The organism is Phaeobacter sp. JH204B, from assembly GCF_048055755.1.
Lineage (GTDB): Bacteria > Pseudomonadota > Alphaproteobacteria > Rhodobacterales > Rhodobacteraceae > Phaeobacter > Phaeobacter bryozoorum.
In genome coordinates, this window is the sequence record NZ_JAYMXF010000002.1 from 36,812 (window position 1) to 51,079 (window position 14,268).

Below are 14,268 nucleotides of genomic sequence, written 5' to 3' on the forward strand. Positions count from 1 at the left end.
ATCGCATCAATTAATGGCAGAGGTCCGAACAGGCGAAACTTCCCCTCAACCGGGATTAGAAGTCCGTGGGGGCACCTCCCTCGGATTTTCGCCGCGCGACAAACTCCGCCAGCTCCTCGCGCAGAGCGGGATCCAGCGGTGGAGCCTCAAACCGGGCGATGATCTCCTTGAACAGGTTATGGGCGCGCTGCGGGGTCCAGATGGCGCCTGCCGCCTCCCAGGCCTCGTAATTGCGCCAGTCGCTCAGATAGGGCTGGTAAAACGCGGTGCTGTAGCGGTCCTGCGTGTGCTGGATGCCAAAGAAATGGCCGTCGTTCCCGACCTCGCGAATGGCGTCCAACGCGATATCCTCAGGGCCGGTCCCAATGATCTCAGGCTGCATATAGCGCTGTATCTGCTGGAGAATTTCGCAATCCATGATGAACTTCTCGGGGCTGGCGATCAGCCCGCCTTCCAGCCAGCCCGCCGCGTGATAGACCATATTGGTGCCGGACTGCACCGCCGCCCAGAGCGAATTGGAGGTCTCCCACATCGCCTGCCCATCAGGCACATTCGCCGCGCAGACACCGGAGGATCGCATCGGCAGCCCATAGTAGCGCGCCATCTGCCCGGTCATCTGGGTCGAGCGCATATATTCCGGCGTCCCAAAGGCCGGGGCGCCGGACTTCATATCCACATTGGAGGTAAAGGTGCCGATCACGCAGGGCGTCCCCGGGCGCACATATTGAAACAGGGCAATGGCCGACAGCGCCTCCGCGATGGATTGCGCAACTGCACCGGCCATGGTCACCGGCGCCATCGCCCCCGCCAGGGTAAAGGGCGTCACGACAATCGCCTGACCACGGCGCGCCAGCCGCAGACAGCCGTCGATCATCGGCTGGTCATGTTTCAGCGGCGAGGTGGAGTTGATGTTGGTATACATATGCGGACGGGCCTCGAACTCCTCATGAGTAAGCCCTGCGGCGATGCGCACCATCTCCATCACATCCTCGACCCGCTCCTTGCCCAGCGAATAGGCGTGCATCGCCTTGTCGGTCAGCGTCAGCTTGTCATAAACCACGTCCAGATGCCGCACCGAGGCATGGATATCCACGGGTTCCACCGGGTAGCCACCGGCAAAATGAATGCAGTTGAAATACTGGGTCAGCTTCAGCAGGTTCTGGCACTGCTCGCGGGTGCCAGCCACCTTCGCATTGAGCGACATGTCCCAGTAGTTCGGTGGCGAGGAGACATTGCCGAACAGCAGGTGATTGCCGCCCACCGGCAGGCTATGGTTCGGGTTGCGCGGGGTGATGGTGAACTCAGACGGTGCCTTGGCGATCATCTCCATCACGAACTCACGATCCAGATGCACGCGGTCGCCGACCACCTTGCAACCCGCTTCCCTGAAGATCGCAAGCGCCTCATCGTTGAGGAACACGATGCCGATCTCTTCCAGGATCCGCATCGCGCCATCATGGATCGCCGCAACCCCCTCAGGCCCCAGCGGTTCCACCGGGCGGTCGATGTTGCGCGGAATCGACCAGGGCATCTGTTCGATCACCGCATCGCCGCGCCGGGCAGCTGCCCCCGCGCGCCCACCACCGCGCCGTCTGGATCTGGTCTCGGATGTCATGGCGGCCCTCCCCTGCTGTCATCCAGCCGCAGCAGACACATTGAGATGCGCCCGACCGCCGGCTCATGTCTCTCAGCAGGCCCTGTTCACACCGGGCAGGAATGCCTGTTCCCGACAGGTTTTGTCGCTTTTCAGCGCCAAACCGTCTCAGAACACATATTTCTGGGCATATGTGTCCAGTCCGTCAAACCCTGACCGCCGGTCAGCGATCCAGCCAGGCCGGGATATGGCCAATATCCGGCAGGACCACATCGGCATGCGCTTCCAGCTCCGCGGCCCCGGCAAGGCCGGTCAGAACCGCGATCCGTCGCATCCCCGCCGCCGCACCGGCCTCCAGATCGTGCAGGCTGTCGCCCACCATCGCCGTCCGCTCAGGTGCGATCCCGGTGGCGGCGCAGAAGGCCAGCAGCGGATCGGCATCCGGCTTTGCGCCATGGCCGCTGTCGAACCCCGCCACAAAGGCAAAGCGATCCAGCACACCGACGCGGCTCAGCTGCGATTTGGCCGAGAGTTCCGCATCATTGGTCATCACCCCAAGCACCTTGCCCCGCGCCAGCAGATCATCAAGGAAGGCCGCCAATGGCACCGCCTCTGCAAGCTCTGCCGCCCCGGCGCTTTCAGCCATGTAACGCTCCAACGCATCCAGATCCATCGTCGACACATATGGCGCCAGAGCCTCGGCAACCTGTCGATTGGTCGAGGCAATCACCAGGCTGCTGGGCAGGATCTCTCCGGTCTGAAGATCAAAGTCGATGGCCGCAGCCATGGCCTGCAACCGCTCGGCATCGCCGTCCGACAGCAGCTCCAGCATCCGCCGGGTCCAGCGGTTCCAGGTCTCGGCAAAGTCGAACAGGGTTCCGTCCTTGTCGAACAACAGGGCATCAACGGGCATGGGCTCTCCTAGATCAAAGCTCTGTTTCATCCCGCGCCCTGACATCAGCGCAACGGGTCAGACGCGGAACGGTTGCCCGCAGGCTGCCGGAGACGTCGCCCGAGTCATAGGCGATTGCCACGCCCCACGCCAGAGCGCGGCAGCACTGCCCAGATCGCCTGGTTCAGAGAGGTTAATCAAACCGGTTAACACCGCTCCAACCGGCCGCGCACGTCAGCGTCACATTCCCGCCATCACAGCCGTTGCAGACCTGCCACCCCGGCTGGAAGTCGTGACTGGGCGTCCCCGCCGCGTGGCTCATGTCCAATGCACCTGCGAACCGCCGGGCAACGCCATCCGCGCCTGCATCGGTTGATCATAGGCCAGCCCGACACTGTCGCAGAACTGCATGACCCAGGCGTCATCCATGGTCAGAAAATCAAGGACGGACCCCAGAAACTCGGGATTTGCGGCCTGATCGCGCAGATCCGCCTCGCTCGCTCCGGTTGCGCCCAGAAAAACCGGCAGCAACTCATCATTGCCCGCCAGCCAGGCAAGCGCTTTTAAGCCCAAAGTCTCGGCTGCATCGGCGGAAAATAGCATATGGGCACACATTCCTGACACTTCGCTGTCAAATTGATGAAAATACGAAAGGGTTTGTTAACCAGTCTCATTAAAACTTGAGTCAATTCCAATGCAAGGGGCGAAAGGGCACCACGTGCAGGGCACTATCCTCATCATCGACGGGGTTGCGACCAACCGGATCATGCTAAAGGTCCAGCTGTCCGCCGCCTATTACCGGGTGGTTCAGGCCGAAACGGTCGCCGATATTGCCAAGACCGCCAGACGCTGCCGCCCCGACCTGATCCTCAGCGCGATGTCGCTGCCCGATGGCGAGGCGATGGATGTGAAACAGGCGCTGGCCGCAGATGACCAGCTTGCTGAAATCCCGATGATCGCCATTGATCGCGACAGCGACGCCGACCGCCGTCTGGCCGCTCTCAGCACCGGCATCGACGACGTGCTCTGCCAGCCGCTCGACGACACCATGCTTCAGGCCCGCATCCGCAGCCTGCTGCGCGCCAGCAGCACCCAGGAAGAGCTGCATCTGCAACAGGGCGGCTCGCATGGCTATGCCCTTCCCCTGTCCAGCCCGCATATCAGCGCCGGTCTGAGCGGCGCCCATGTCGCGCTGGTCACCGAACAGACCGCCACTGCGGTCTACTGGCAGGCGCAGCTCGCGCCGCGGGTTCCCTACCACCTGTGCAACCACCAGTTCAGCGCGGTGCATCCGCTGATGCGCGAACCGGTGCCGGATGCCATCGTGATCGAACTCGGCCGCAATACGCTGGCGCAGGGCCTGCGCCTGCTGGCCGACCTGCGCGCCCGCGCCGCCACCCGGAAATCCGTCGTCATCGCTGTCGTCCATCCCGCCGATCCCGCCATCGCCGCAGAAGCTCTGGACCGGGGCGCTCATGATGTGCTCCAGTCCGGGTTCGATGTCGCCGAACTGGCGCTGCGACTGGATAGCCAGCTGCGCAACAAGGCGCGGATCGACCAGCTGCGCGACAATCTGCGCAACGGGCTGCGCGCCGCCGTCGAAGACCCGATGACGGGCCTCTTCAACCGCCGCTATGCCAAGCCATTTCTGGAGCGCGTCGCGCAGACATCGGCCAAGACCGGCGAGACATTTGCCGTCATGCTGGCCGATCTGGACCACTTCAAACAGATCAATGATCTCTACGGCCACCCGGTCGGTGACGCCGTGCTGATCGAAGCGGCCAAGCGCCTGCAGACCGCGCTGCGCCCAGTGGACCTGCTGGCCCGCATCGGCGGCGAGGAATTCATGATCGTGATGCCCGCGATCGGCGAGGCCATGGCCGAGGCCGCCGCCAGCGATCTCTGTAACCGGATCAACAGCAAGCCGTTTCACATCGCCGGTGTCGAGACACCGATCTATGTGACCATCAGCATCGGTGCGGTGATCGGCGGGCGATCGACCCCGGCAGATCAGCACAGCCGTACCGCGCTGTCGCCTCAGGATCAGGACAGCGCCGTCAGCGCCCTGATCACCAATGCCGACCGGGCGCTTTACGCGGCCAAACATGCCGGACGCAATCAGGTCTCGCTCGCGGAGCTTGCCGCCTGACGCAGTCCACCACGGCTCCGGGACTTCTTGCCGGGCAAACGGCTCAGAGATATCCGCGCGGACCATGGCGCGGCGCAGGACACAGACCACGACCACCAGACACGGGACAGTGTTATGGGCGCCAGCGGCCACAGACCGGGACAACCCGGCAGGCCACTGGCACAGACGCAGGCAGGACCGGCCGAGCAGCCAAAGGGTCCAGAAACATGAAACGGGGCAGCGATCCTCTCACTGCCCCGTTTGGTATGGCTGCAATTCGACGAGGTGCCATATCCCGATCATTCGCACCTCATGCCTGTTAGCCTGCGCAGCAATGGCTCAATGCGGCCACCGGCGCCGACGCGGATGTTTGATCCGCTGTTCCAGATTGTCGGCATAGGCCGCCCGTTCGACCGGGCTCATCGCCACCACCTGATCCAGCCAGGCCGCCTGCACCGAGCGCTGGAACCCATGCCGCCGCTCGGCGTGTTCATCCAGCATTCCGCTCAGCGCCTCGGCATCAAAGGGGTCGGCCCGCAGCAGATCCACCACCTTGCGCCCCTCGGCCTGACGCCGTCCCTGATAGCTGCCGTGCTCGCCTTCTGCCGCTTTGCGCAGGCTACGGCGGGTCTCGACCTCCAGATCCCGGAACAATATCGCGCCCACCGGTGGTGGCATCCCGGCAGCGGCCCTGCCGCCCGCAAACCGCCAGGCGGCCCCGCCCACAATGCCGACAATCACCAGGTTCAGCGCCAGAGAGGCAATCAGAAGCCAGCGCATCCAGCGACGCCGCTCAGGTCTGGGGGGTTCGTTGGTCATTCCATCTCCTCGCTCAGCACCATCGCCAGATCGTAACTGTCATCCGGCAACGCATCCTCACTCATCTCCAGCCCGGCAAGGCTCACCGGGTCGGGCAGGAACGACGGCGGCGCCAGCCCGATCCACAGCCCCGCCGCGCCCGCCACGCTAAGGCCTCCTAGGGCAGGCCATCCGCCCAGCCCGGCCAGCAGATCCCGCAGCCCGGCAAAAATCCGGTCGCGCATATCAGCGGGCTCAGCCGCCAGATCCCCCACAGGCACGCTGCGCTGCAGGATCGCCGCCTGCGTCGCCTGTGCATCGCTCAGGATCGCGCGCTCCAATGCCGGGGGCAGCGCCATCGGTGCGGCGGTTCGCGCCTCGGCAAACAGATCGTCCAGCACCAGCTCCGCAGCTTCCAGCGCCGCCGGATCCAGCTCATGCAGCGCATCATCGCCCATATCCGCGGGCGCAGTTTTTCCAGTTTTATCAACCATCACTATACCCCAGTTCGGCCCGCCGCCCGGCAAGAAGAGCCGCCAGCGCCCGCTTGCCCCGCGCGGTCAGACTTTCGACCGCCTCGACGCTGATGTCCATGATCCCGGCAATTTCCGGGTTCGGCAGATCCTCAATGTGGCGCAGCACCACCGCCTGCCGCTGACGCTCCGGCAGCTGCATCAAAGCCGCCTGCAAAGCATCCTGCCGCGCGCCATCCTGCATCTTCTCTGCGGCGGATTTCGACGGATCGGGCGGATCGGGTATCGCATCCAGATCCACATGCCCGCCGCGCAGGCGGCGCTTGTGATCGATACAGAGGTTCATCACCACACGGTAGAGCCAGGTCGACAGCCGCGCCCGTCCGGGTTCCCAATGTTCCGCCTGTCGCCACAGACGCACCATTGCCTCCTGGGCGATATCCTCGGCCTCGGCCCGGTTGCCCAGAACCCGCATCGCGACCCCTAAGGCCCGAGGCGCCAGCCGCGAGGTCAGCAAACCCGCCGCATCGCGGTCGCCCGCCGCAAATCGGATCAGCAAGGCGCCATCGGGATCATCCAACACAGGACCATCCACAGCGCCCATATCAGCCGCCGCCTTGACGTCAGGCGGTGACATCAGCGGGCCCTCATCACGGGCCCGCTGCAGGGTATCGGCAGAATTATGCACCTGTCGTATCGGATCAGTTCTGTTCCGTCCCGCTGTCCTGCGCCCCGGCGCGTGGTCGGTGACCAGCGCCATGGCGGTCACGGAACTTTGCCCGGGCAGCTTCGAATTCATCCTTGCTGATTGCACCATCGTCATTGGCATCGGCGCGGTCAAACATCTTTCCGATCCGGCGCGGTTTCGGCAACTCATCCAGGCTCAGCGCACCATCCTTGTTGGCGTCCATCCGCTCCAGCATCGCTGCGGCACGGGTCTTGGCACGGGCCTCGGCAGCCTTTTCCATCTCAGCCAGCGTCAGCTTGCCATCGCCATCCGCATCCGCCGCAGCAAAGCGCGCCTCGCGCAGACCTTCCATCTCGCTCCTGGTGACCTGACCATCACCATTGGTGTCCATCTCCTCAAAGCTCATCCTTGGACCATGCCCGCCCTTGCCCGCAAACCCCGGTTTGGCGATCGCACCGGTGGCCCCGATCAGAGCTCCGACAGCAACAACAGCGGCAATAAAATTGGTATGCTTCATATCTGCGCGTCCTCTTGCAGCAGGCAGCCCCATGCTGCCGATCACAGAAACAAAACGCAGCCCCATCCGGGTTCCGTCGCAAAAACTTCAAAACCGTCGCAGAAAGTTTCAACCGTCCATTGCACTGAAGCACTTGGCAGCGCAGTCTTGCGGCATGCCGACGCACTGTGGCGCACTGCCTCTTTAAACTTATGGGAGAAACGCTCAGATAAGCGAACAAAAGATAGGATTTGTCATGACCGAGTCATCTGTGGCCCTTTCGGCCGATATTCAATCGAACGATCAGGAAGACCGCCCCACCATGCCCGCCGTTCTGCGCGGCTGGCGGTGCAAATGCCCCAACTGCGGCGAAGGCAAGCTGCTGCACTCCTATCTGAAGGTGAACGACAGCTGCTCCAACTGCGGGCTTGATCTCACCCATGCGCGCGCCGATGACGGCCCGGCCTATCTGACCATTCTGCTGGTCGGCCACATCATGGCCCCGCTGCTGCATGTGGTCTATTTCACCTGGCGGCCCGAGCCGATGGTCACCTTCACGGTGTTCTCGCTGGGCTGTTTGCTGTCCTCGCTGTTCCTCCTGCCACGGATGAAAGGCATCGTGATCGCCTATCAATGGGCACGCCGGATGCACGGCTTCGGCAAGAACAGCTGATCCCGAAAATCGACAGGAAGACCCAGACATGAGCAAATCGCCCAGCCCGGCCCAGGCAACCATGGACACCGGCTACGCCGATGCCGCCACTGCCCGCCGGGACACAACACCGATCCGCAACGCCGCGACAATTATCGCCGTGCGCGACCGGATGGGCGACGACCCTCAGGTGCTGATGGGGCAGCGCGGGGCAAAGGCCGCCTTCATGCCCAACAAGGTGGTCTTTCCCGGCGGCGCCGTCGATCCGGGCGACGCCGATGTCCCGCTCGCCAGCGCCCTGCCGCCCCTCTGTCGCGAACGGCTGACGGAGCAGGCGCAGGAGGATCTGCATCACGCCCTTGCCGCCGCAGCCATCCGCGAGCTGTGGGAGGAAACCGGCCTCATCCTCGGGCAGCCCGGCAGCTGGCCGACAGCCCCCACCCCCGACTGGGTCGAATTTGCCGCGACCGGTCATCTGCCTGCCGCCGAGGCGCTGCAATTTGTCTTTCGCGCCATCACGCCCCCCGGTCGCCCGCGCCGCTTTGATGCGCGGTTCTTTCTGGTGGATGCGGCGCATGTCAGCAGCGATATCGACGATTTCTCCCGCGCCTCGGATGAGCTGTCGCACCTGCAATGGATCCCGCTCAGCCAGGTGCGCACCTATGATCTGCCCTTCATCACCGAGGTGGTGCTCGCCGAGGTCACCCGCCGCATCCGCCAGGAAGGCCCGCCCGCAAGCGTGCCGTTCTTTCGCAATGATGATGAATCGAGCCATTTTCTGCGGCTGAACGGCTATCCGATGCCGCAGCACGGCTGACCCCCAGCCAGTTGCCTCGCTCGCACGATCGCTCAGATCGCCAGCAGCAGTGCCAGAATGGACAGGATCAGCAAGCCCATGCCCAGGATTTCCCGGCGCGTGATCTGTTCCCTGAAAAACAGCACCGATGCCAGCAGGGACAACAGCAATTCGATCTGTCCCAGCGCCTTTACATAGGCCGCGTTCTGCAGGGTGAAGGCCCAGAACCAGCAGAAGGATCCCGCCATGCTGGTCAGGCCCACCCAGATTGCCACCCGCCGCGCCGCCCAGACCCGCGCGATTTCGCCCGGCTCCCGCCACTTCAGCCAGACCAGCATGAACAGCGTCTGCAGGCTCACCACGATGGCCAGCGTGACCCCGGCACGAAACGCAGGCGCCAGCGCGTCAAGCTCAAGCGAGGCGGCGCGGTAGCTCACCGCGGAAAAGGCAAACAGCACCCCCGATCCCAGCCCCAGCAGCGACGCCGGACTGGACAGATGCCGCCACCACGGCCCCTTGCTTTCGGGCGTCTTCGACAGCACCAGCACCGCGCAGAGCCCGATGACAATGGCCAGCCAGCCCAGCGGCGTGATCTGATCGCCCAGCACCACCAGCCCCACCAGCGCGGTCTGAATCACTTCGGTTTTCTTGAAGGTGATGCCCACGGCAAAATTGCGCTGGCGAAACAGCGCCACCACGCAGACGGTCGCAAGGATCTGCGCCGTCCCGCCAATGGTGGCAAACACCCAGAACCGTCCGGTCAGCGCGGGCATCCCCTGCCCCGATATCGCCAGATAGGCCAGCAATCCGGCCCAGATCACCGGCGCCGAATAGACAAACCGGGCAAAGGTCGCGCCGGCCGAAGACAGCGTGACGCTGCTCAGCACTTTTTGCAGCATGAAGCGAACCGTCTGGAAACTGGCCGCGGCGATAGCGATGGGGATCCACAATGTCATACCGCTCTTATGGGGCGCTATCGGCGCTCTGACCAGATCGGATGTGCCACCGGATCCTTTGCGCGCAGCGCATATCGGCGCAGGACCGCGCCATAAGACGGGTAGGCATAGCCTTCGTTGCGCCTGAGAAATTCCGCGCGCCGACTTCGGTACAGCTTCGGCAACGCGTACCAGGGCACCCCCGGATGGCTATGGTGCACCACATGCAGGTTGTTGTTCAGAAACAGAAACCCCAGAACACCGCCCCGCTCGATGATCACCGTGCGCGCCGCCGGGCTGACATGGGCGCGATGCTCCAGAAAGGTGCGGATCTTCAGGATCGCAAGCCCCAGATAGGCCGCCAGCAGATAGGCCCATAGCGGCAGCGCGCTCTGTCCCACCAGCCACAACGTCAGCCCAGCCCCCAAGATATGCAGCAGCCAGTCGCGCAGCACTGCCATGCTCCCGCCCCGGATCAGCCGCCAGTCCGCCACCATAAAACGGATCTGCCCCAGCAGCGGCCCCAGCAGCACCCGCCCCAGAAGCGTGTTGTTCACCCGCAGCAGCAGCCGCGCCGGCAGCCCCAGCCGCCGCCATCGCGCCGGATCCAGGTAATTGCTTTCGGGATCATCATAAGGATCGGTCAGCCGCTCATCCCGGTGATGCGCCAGATGGGTGTCGCGAAACCGGCCATAAGGAATGGCAAGGTTCAGTGGCAGCGCCATCAGCGCCTCGTTCAGCGCCCTCAGGCGGAACGGATGCCCATGCAGCGCCTCATGACAAAGCGAGGATTGCAACGTGATCAGAAAGGCCAGAACCGGCACCGCCAGCCAGACAGATAGAGGTGGCAGCCAGATCAGCGCCGCGCCCCAGACCGCGTAACAGCCGAGCATCAGCCCCAGCGTGCCCCATTCGACCCGCCCCGGATTGAGCACGAAACGGTCTAGGCCAACGCTGCGGGCGGTATGCGGATCAGACATGCCGCCGCCCCCAGCCCACGCCTGCCCAGACCCGTTCATAGATCACATAGCACAGGAACCCGACGCAGCTGTTCAGGATCGCAAGCCTGCCGCCCAGCCCGGCAGATCCGGTCACCAGCCAGCCAACGCCCGCCATCATTATCAGGCCAAGCAGGTTCCAGATCACCGCCTTCGCCACGGATCGCGCCCGCGTTTCCATCCGCATCCTCCTGTTTTTTCGGCTCCCCTCAGGCCTACCCCGGCGCGACACGATGCAGAATTCGGAATATGATTAACAAAATTCAGCAACAGTGATAATAATCACCACATGATTGAAATTCTGGACAAACGGCTACGCGCCGAACAGTTCCGCCTGCGTCTCAACCGCGCGCTCAGCGACAGCGGCCTCAGCCAGAGCGCGCTGGCCCGCGCTATCGGCGTCGACCGCTCCACCATCTCGCAACTGCTGACCGACGCCGGCGCGCGGCTGCCGAACGCCCATGTGGTCGGCGCCTGCGCCGCGGCCCTCGGTGTCTCTGCCGACTGGCTCCTCAGCCTGTCGGACCGCCCGGAGAACGCCGCCGATCTGGTGGCCGCCAGCCTGACGATGACCGCGGCCCCCCGCGCTCTGGTGGATGAACGTATCTTTGAATGGCACCAGGAGGCACAGGGCTACAAGATCCGCCATGTGCCCGCCGCCCTGCCCGACATGCTGAAAACCCGCGCCCTGCTGGAATGGGAATATGCCCCGCATCTGGGCCGCACCGCCGATCAGGCCATCGGCGCGTCGGAGGATCGTCTGACATGGATGCGCCAATCAGCCTCCGATTATGAAATCGCCATGCCCATCTATGAGCTGGAGAGCTTTGCTCAGGGCGTCGGCTACTATGAGGGGCTGTCGGCAGAGATCCGGCGGGAGCAGCTTACCCACTTTGAACGCCTCTGTGAGCAACTCTACCCCCGCCTGCGCATCTATCTCTTTGATGCTAAGCGGCTTTATTCCTCACCGATCACCATCTTCGGCCCGCTCCTAGGGGTGTTCTATGCCGGCTCGCATTATCTGGCCTTCCGCGACAAGGAGCGGATTGCCACCTTCACCAGCCATTTCGACAATCTGGTGCGCGAGGCGGATATCACCGCCCGGCAGCTGCCGGGACGGCTCAGAGCGCTCAGCGCCGCGATCAGCAGCGGTTCCACCTAACACCGAGGGCTGCGCCTGCCTTGCAGCCGGGCAGAACATTTCACCGTTGGGCAGGCCTTTCCGCCCGCCGCCCCACCGTCACAGCTTCGGGTCCGGATTCTCCGTGTGGCCATCAACCGCAATCACCTGCCCCGATACCAGCCGCGCCGCGTCAGACCCCAGAAAAACCGCCATATTGGCAATGTCGCTGGCCTCGACAAACCGTCCCATCGAGGTGCCGGAGGCATAACCCGCATAGACCTCATCCCGGGTCATGCCCTTGGCCGCCGCCTCGCGCTCCAGCACCCCTTCCATCCGCGGCCCCTCCACCGCTCCGGGACAGATCACATTGGCGCGGATGCCAAAGGGGCCAAGCTCCATCGCCAGCGTCTTCATCAGGCCGATGACCGCCCATTTGGCCGAACAATAAGGTGCCCGGTTCGGATAACCGTACTGCCCGGCAGTTGAGGATGTCACGATGATCGACCCGGCCTTTGCCGCCTTCATCAAAGGTGCGGCGTATTTGGCGGCCAGAAAGCAGCCCTCCAGATTGACGCTCACGCATTTGCGCCAGTCTTCCAGCTGAATGTCCTCAATCAGCGCGGTCGGCCCGGCGATGCCCGCATTGGCGCAAAGCACATCGAGCCCGCCCCAGGTGTCAGCGATCTCCGCAAACAGCGCCTTGACGCCCGCCTCATCGGTGGCATCCACTGCCGTCGCCCTCCAGCCCTCCGGCACGTCTGCCAGTGCGACGGCGCTCACATCCGTGACCCAGACCTGATGGCCGGCGGCGGCAAAGCCCTCGGCCATGGCGCGGCCAATTCCTGACCCGCCGGCGGTGATCAGAACCCGGCTCATGCCCGAAACCTCACCGTGGCGCGCCGATGGCGCGGCCCAGCCCGTCCGGCGCGGGCAATGCGGAATGCGCCTCGGCCAGCTTCACCAGATTGGCCTCGATATGCGGCGCAGGCGGGGCAGAGCGGCGGGTCGCAAGATCCACATGCAGCAGCATATGCTCGCCGGTCGCCAGCAGACGCTCGCCCGAATACATTTCGTGCCACAGGTGCATCTTCTTGCCAGCGCCCATGATCACCCGTGTCCGCACCTGGATCGGATCGCCCGCGTGCACCTCGTCGATGTGGCGGATATGGGTCTCAGCGGTGAAATAGCTGCCGCCACTGGCGATATACTCCGCATCGCAGCCGATGATCATCATCAGCCGGTCGGTGGACTGCGCGAACGCATCCAGATAGCGGCTCTCGGTCATATGGCCGTTGTAATCGGTCCAATCCAGCGGCACCACGCGGCTCTGGGTCAGAACCGGCTGGCTCAGGTCTTTCAGGTCCCCGATGGCGCGCACCAGACCGGCCTCGCCTTCGCGGTTCAGGTCATGACTGTTCTGCAGCGCGCCCGCACCCCAGTTGTTTGCGCCCAGCGCCCGCATCATGCCGACCAGGTTGTCGTCCCGGTGCCGCTCCAGCTCGCGGATCGAATACTGGCCGGACTGCGCGTCCGACTGGCCCGCGATCAGGTCTACCAGCTCATCGGTGAACTCCGGCACATCCATCAGCTTGGTCCAGGGCCAGCTGAGGCAGGGGCCGAACTGCGCCATGAAATGCTTCATGCCCGCCTCGCCGCCCGCCACCCGGTAGGTCTCGAACAGACCCATCTGCGCCCAGCGGATGCCAAAGCCATAGCGGATCGCGTTGTCGATCTCCTCGGTGGTGGCGATACCGTCCTTGACCAGCCACAGCGCCTCGCGCCAGACTGCCTCCAGGAAACGATCCGCCACATGGGCGTCGATCTCTTTCTTCAGGTGCAGCGGGTACATGCCGATCTCGGTGATGATCGCCTTGGCCCGGTCGACAACACCCGCCGGGTTGGCCCCGGTGGTGACCAGCTCCGCCAGCGGCAGCAGGTAGACCGGGTTGAACGGATGCGCGACCACGATCTGGCCGGGATTCTCGCGCCCGTCCTGCAGCTGCGACGGCTTGAAGCCCGAGGTGGAGGAGCCGATCACCGCATCCGGCGCGCAATGCGCCTGCAGCTCGGCATAAACCTTCTGTTTCAGGTCCAGCCGCTCCGGCACGCTTTCCTGGATCCATGCCGCGCCGTCCACGGCATCCGCAATGGTGTCATGGAAGGTCAGGCTGCCCTCCGCAGGCAATGCCACATTGCCAAGGCCGGGCAAGCTCCGGCGGGCATTCCCCAGCACTTCGCCGATCTTGCGCTCCGCTTCCGGGTCCGGGTCGAACACCCGCACGTTCCAGCCGTTCAGAAGAAACCGCGCGGCCCAGCCGCCGCCAATAACCCCGCCGCCGATGATTGCTGCTGTTTTCATGTCAGAATACTCATCCAAGTCCAGGTCCATAGCGTGGCAATACCGACAAGAAATGCCACGCCTCCTACTTTTCCCGCTGTACTGATTCGCTTGCCGATCAAACCGATCACTGCGCCCGCCAACACCAATGCACCTGCGTTGAAACCGCTTCCCACGAGAAACGCAATTTGCCCATTCTGTTGCCAGCCCTCATGAAGAAATGCCGGAGCGGCCAACGCTGCAGCCATCATGGCGACCGCGGCGGCAAAGTACCTCCATCCGCCATCGCTTGCCTGAAGAAAGGCAGAAAGACCAACAATCCCTGCAAACGGAAGCGTCATTACCAAAACCATGCTG

At 63.9% G+C, this 14,268-nt stretch carries 17 protein-coding genes; 4 read left to right on the forward strand and 13 right to left on the reverse strand.

Going from position 1 to position 14,268, the window contains the following annotated elements; genetic code table 11:
* Positions 1-55 precede the first annotated feature (55 nt).
* The 3 genes from VXL81_RS00180 to VXL81_RS00190 form a co-directional block, all read right to left on the reverse strand.
* Positions 56-1,615, reverse strand: coding sequence for a trimethylamine methyltransferase family protein (locus VXL81_RS00180; protein WP_416534791.1), 1,560 nt, complete (start codon positions 1,613-1,615; stop codon positions 56-58).
* 202 nt (positions 1,616-1,817) lie between these two features.
* Positions 1,818-2,507, reverse strand: a complete 690-nt coding sequence (locus VXL81_RS00185; RefSeq protein ID WP_340544941.1) for an HAD family hydrolase — start codon at positions 2,505-2,507, stop codon at positions 1,818-1,820.
* Between the two features lie 297 nt (positions 2,508-2,804).
* The gene (locus VXL81_RS00190; RefSeq protein ID WP_340544939.1) at positions 2,805-3,089 is read right to left on the reverse strand and encodes a DUF3572 domain-containing protein; all 285 of its coding nucleotides are present in this window, start codon (positions 3,087-3,089) and stop codon (positions 2,805-2,807) included.
* A 115-nt stretch (positions 3,090-3,204) separates the two neighbouring features.
* On the opposite strand from VXL81_RS00190, the gene VXL81_RS00195 reads away from it, so the two are divergent.
* Positions 3,205-4,635: a diguanylate cyclase domain-containing protein gene (locus VXL81_RS00195; RefSeq protein WP_416540480.1), complete on the forward strand. Its 1,431-nt coding sequence runs from the start codon at positions 3,205-3,207 to the stop codon at positions 4,633-4,635.
* Between the two features lie 318 nt (positions 4,636-4,953).
* Here the strand turns inward: VXL81_RS00195 and VXL81_RS00200 are convergent, their stop codons facing one another.
* The 4 genes from VXL81_RS00200 to VXL81_RS00215 form a co-directional block, all read right to left on the reverse strand.
* The gene (locus tag VXL81_RS00200) at positions 4,954-5,433 is read right to left on the reverse strand and encodes a periplasmic heavy metal sensor (RefSeq protein ID WP_340544935.1); all 480 of its coding nucleotides are present in this window, start codon (positions 5,431-5,433) and stop codon (positions 4,954-4,956) included.
* Complete coding sequence (locus VXL81_RS00205; protein WP_416552404.1) at positions 5,430-5,906, reverse strand: hypothetical protein; 477 nt, start codon at positions 5,904-5,906, stop codon at positions 5,430-5,432. Before VXL81_RS00205 ends, VXL81_RS00200 begins: the two co-directional genes overlap by 4 nt.
* Positions 5,899-6,522 (reverse strand): RNA polymerase sigma factor, encoded by a 624-nt coding sequence (locus VXL81_RS00210; RefSeq protein WP_416552406.1) that lies wholly within the window; start codon positions 6,520-6,522, stop codon positions 5,899-5,901. Before VXL81_RS00210 ends, VXL81_RS00205 begins: the two co-directional genes overlap by 8 nt.
* A gap of 64 nt (positions 6,523-6,586) precedes the next feature.
* The gene (locus VXL81_RS00215; RefSeq protein ID WP_416544079.1) at positions 6,587-7,090 is read right to left on the reverse strand and encodes an EF-hand domain-containing protein; all 504 of its coding nucleotides are present in this window, start codon (positions 7,088-7,090) and stop codon (positions 6,587-6,589) included.
* A gap of 235 nt (positions 7,091-7,325) precedes the next feature.
* Between VXL81_RS00215 and VXL81_RS00220 the strand changes: the two genes are divergently transcribed.
* Positions 7,326-7,742: a DUF983 domain-containing protein gene (locus VXL81_RS00220; RefSeq protein ID WP_416540485.1), complete on the forward strand. Its 417-nt coding sequence runs from the start codon at positions 7,326-7,328 to the stop codon at positions 7,740-7,742.
* 28 nt (positions 7,743-7,770) lie between these two features.
* The gene (locus tag VXL81_RS00225; protein WP_416552408.1) at positions 7,771-8,538 is read left to right on the forward strand and encodes an NUDIX hydrolase; all 768 of its coding nucleotides are present in this window, start codon (positions 7,771-7,773) and stop codon (positions 8,536-8,538) included.
* A gap of 32 nt (positions 8,539-8,570) precedes the next feature.
* Here the strand turns inward: VXL81_RS00225 and VXL81_RS00230 are convergent, their stop codons facing one another.
* Genes VXL81_RS00230 through VXL81_RS00240 form a run of 3 tightly spaced genes read right to left on the reverse strand, consistent with a single transcriptional unit; the run spans position 8,571 to position 10,631 of the window.
* Positions 8,571-9,473 carry a DMT family transporter gene (locus tag VXL81_RS00230; protein WP_340544924.1) on the reverse strand — a complete coding sequence of 301 codons (903 nt, stop codon included), beginning with the start codon at positions 9,471-9,473 and terminating at the stop codon, positions 8,571-8,573.
* A gap of 17 nt (positions 9,474-9,490) precedes the next feature.
* Positions 9,491-10,432, reverse strand: coding sequence for a fatty acid desaturase (locus VXL81_RS00235; RefSeq protein ID WP_416552409.1), 942 nt, complete (start codon positions 10,430-10,432; stop codon positions 9,491-9,493).
* Positions 10,425-10,631: a DUF2061 domain-containing protein gene (locus tag VXL81_RS00240; protein ID WP_340544921.1), complete on the reverse strand. Its 207-nt coding sequence runs from the start codon at positions 10,629-10,631 to the stop codon at positions 10,425-10,427. Before VXL81_RS00240 ends, VXL81_RS00235 begins: the two co-directional genes overlap by 8 nt.
* A gap of 108 nt (positions 10,632-10,739) precedes the next feature.
* Between VXL81_RS00240 and VXL81_RS00245 the strand changes: the two genes are divergently transcribed.
* Entirely contained in the window at positions 10,740-11,612 is an 873-nt protein-coding gene (locus VXL81_RS00245; RefSeq protein WP_416544077.1) for a helix-turn-helix domain-containing protein, read from the forward strand.
* Positions 11,613-11,690: 78 nt separating this feature from the next.
* On the opposite strand, the gene VXL81_RS00250 is transcribed toward VXL81_RS00245, so the two are convergent.
* From VXL81_RS00250 to VXL81_RS00260, 3 genes are read right to left on the reverse strand one after another with little or no spacing between them, the layout of a single operon-like run.
* Entirely contained in the window at positions 11,691-12,449 is a 759-nt protein-coding gene (locus VXL81_RS00250) for an SDR family oxidoreductase (RefSeq protein ID WP_416552411.1), read from the reverse strand.
* Positions 12,450-12,459: 10 nt separating this feature from the next.
* A complete protein-coding gene (locus tag VXL81_RS00255; protein WP_416552413.1) occupies positions 12,460-13,932 on the reverse strand; it encodes a carnitine 3-dehydrogenase in 1,473 nt (490 codons plus the stop codon).
* Positions 13,929-14,264, reverse strand: coding sequence for a hypothetical protein (locus VXL81_RS00260; protein ID WP_416543101.1), 336 nt, complete (start codon positions 14,262-14,264; stop codon positions 13,929-13,931). Before VXL81_RS00260 ends, VXL81_RS00255 begins: the two co-directional genes overlap by 4 nt.
* Between the last annotated feature and the right edge of the window lie 4 nt (positions 14,265-14,268).

Excerpts from the sequence above, each read along its gene's own strand:
- VXL81_RS00230 (WP_340544924.1), bottom strand. The coding sequence starts at position 9,473 with ATGACATTGTGGATCCCCATCGCTATCGCCGCGGCCAGTTTCCAGACG.
- VXL81_RS00185 (WP_340544941.1), bottom strand. The coding sequence starts at position 2,507 with ATGCCCGTTGATGCCCTGTTGTTCGACAAGGACGGAACCCTGTTCGAC.
- VXL81_RS00210 (WP_416552406.1), bottom strand. The coding sequence starts at position 6,522 with ATGTCACCGCCTGACGTCAAGGCGGCGGCTGATATGGGCGCTGTGGAT.
- VXL81_RS00240 (WP_340544921.1), bottom strand. The coding sequence starts at position 10,631 with ATGGAAACGCGGGCGCGATCCGTGGCGAAGGCGGTGATCTGGAACCTG.
- VXL81_RS00250 (WP_416552411.1), bottom strand. The coding sequence starts at position 12,449 with ATGAGCCGGGTTCTGATCACCGCCGGCGGGTCAGGAATTGGCCGCGCC.
- VXL81_RS00205 (WP_416552404.1), bottom strand. The coding sequence starts at position 5,906 with ATGGTTGATAAAACTGGAAAAACTGCGCCCGCGGATATGGGCGATGAT.
- VXL81_RS00245 (WP_416544077.1), top strand. The coding sequence starts at position 10,740 with ATGATTGAAATTCTGGACAAACGGCTACGCGCCGAACAGTTCCGCCTG.
- VXL81_RS00225 (WP_416552408.1), top strand. The coding sequence starts at position 7,771 with ATGAGCAAATCGCCCAGCCCGGCCCAGGCAACCATGGACACCGGCTAC.
- VXL81_RS00220 (WP_416540485.1), top strand. The coding sequence starts at position 7,326 with ATGACCGAGTCATCTGTGGCCCTTTCGGCCGATATTCAATCGAACGAT.
- VXL81_RS00180 (WP_416534791.1), bottom strand. The coding sequence starts at position 1,615 with ATGACATCCGAGACCAGATCCAGACGGCGCGGTGGTGGGCGCGCGGGG.
- VXL81_RS00235 (WP_416552409.1), bottom strand. The coding sequence starts at position 10,432 with ATGTCTGATCCGCATACCGCCCGCAGCGTTGGCCTAGACCGTTTCGTG.
- VXL81_RS00255 (WP_416552413.1), bottom strand. The coding sequence starts at position 13,932 with ATGAAAACAGCAGCAATCATCGGCGGCGGGGTTATTGGCGGCGGCTGG.
- VXL81_RS00215 (WP_416544079.1), bottom strand. The coding sequence starts at position 7,090 with ATGAAGCATACCAATTTTATTGCCGCTGTTGTTGCTGTCGGAGCTCTG.
- VXL81_RS00200 (WP_340544935.1), bottom strand. The coding sequence starts at position 5,433 with ATGACCAACGAACCCCCCAGACCTGAGCGGCGTCGCTGGATGCGCTGG.
- VXL81_RS00260 (WP_416543101.1), bottom strand. The coding sequence starts at position 14,264 with ATGGTTTTGGTAATGACGCTTCCGTTTGCAGGGATTGTTGGTCTTTCT.
- VXL81_RS00190 (WP_340544939.1), bottom strand. The coding sequence starts at position 3,089 with ATGCTATTTTCCGCCGATGCAGCCGAGACTTTGGGCTTAAAAGCGCTT.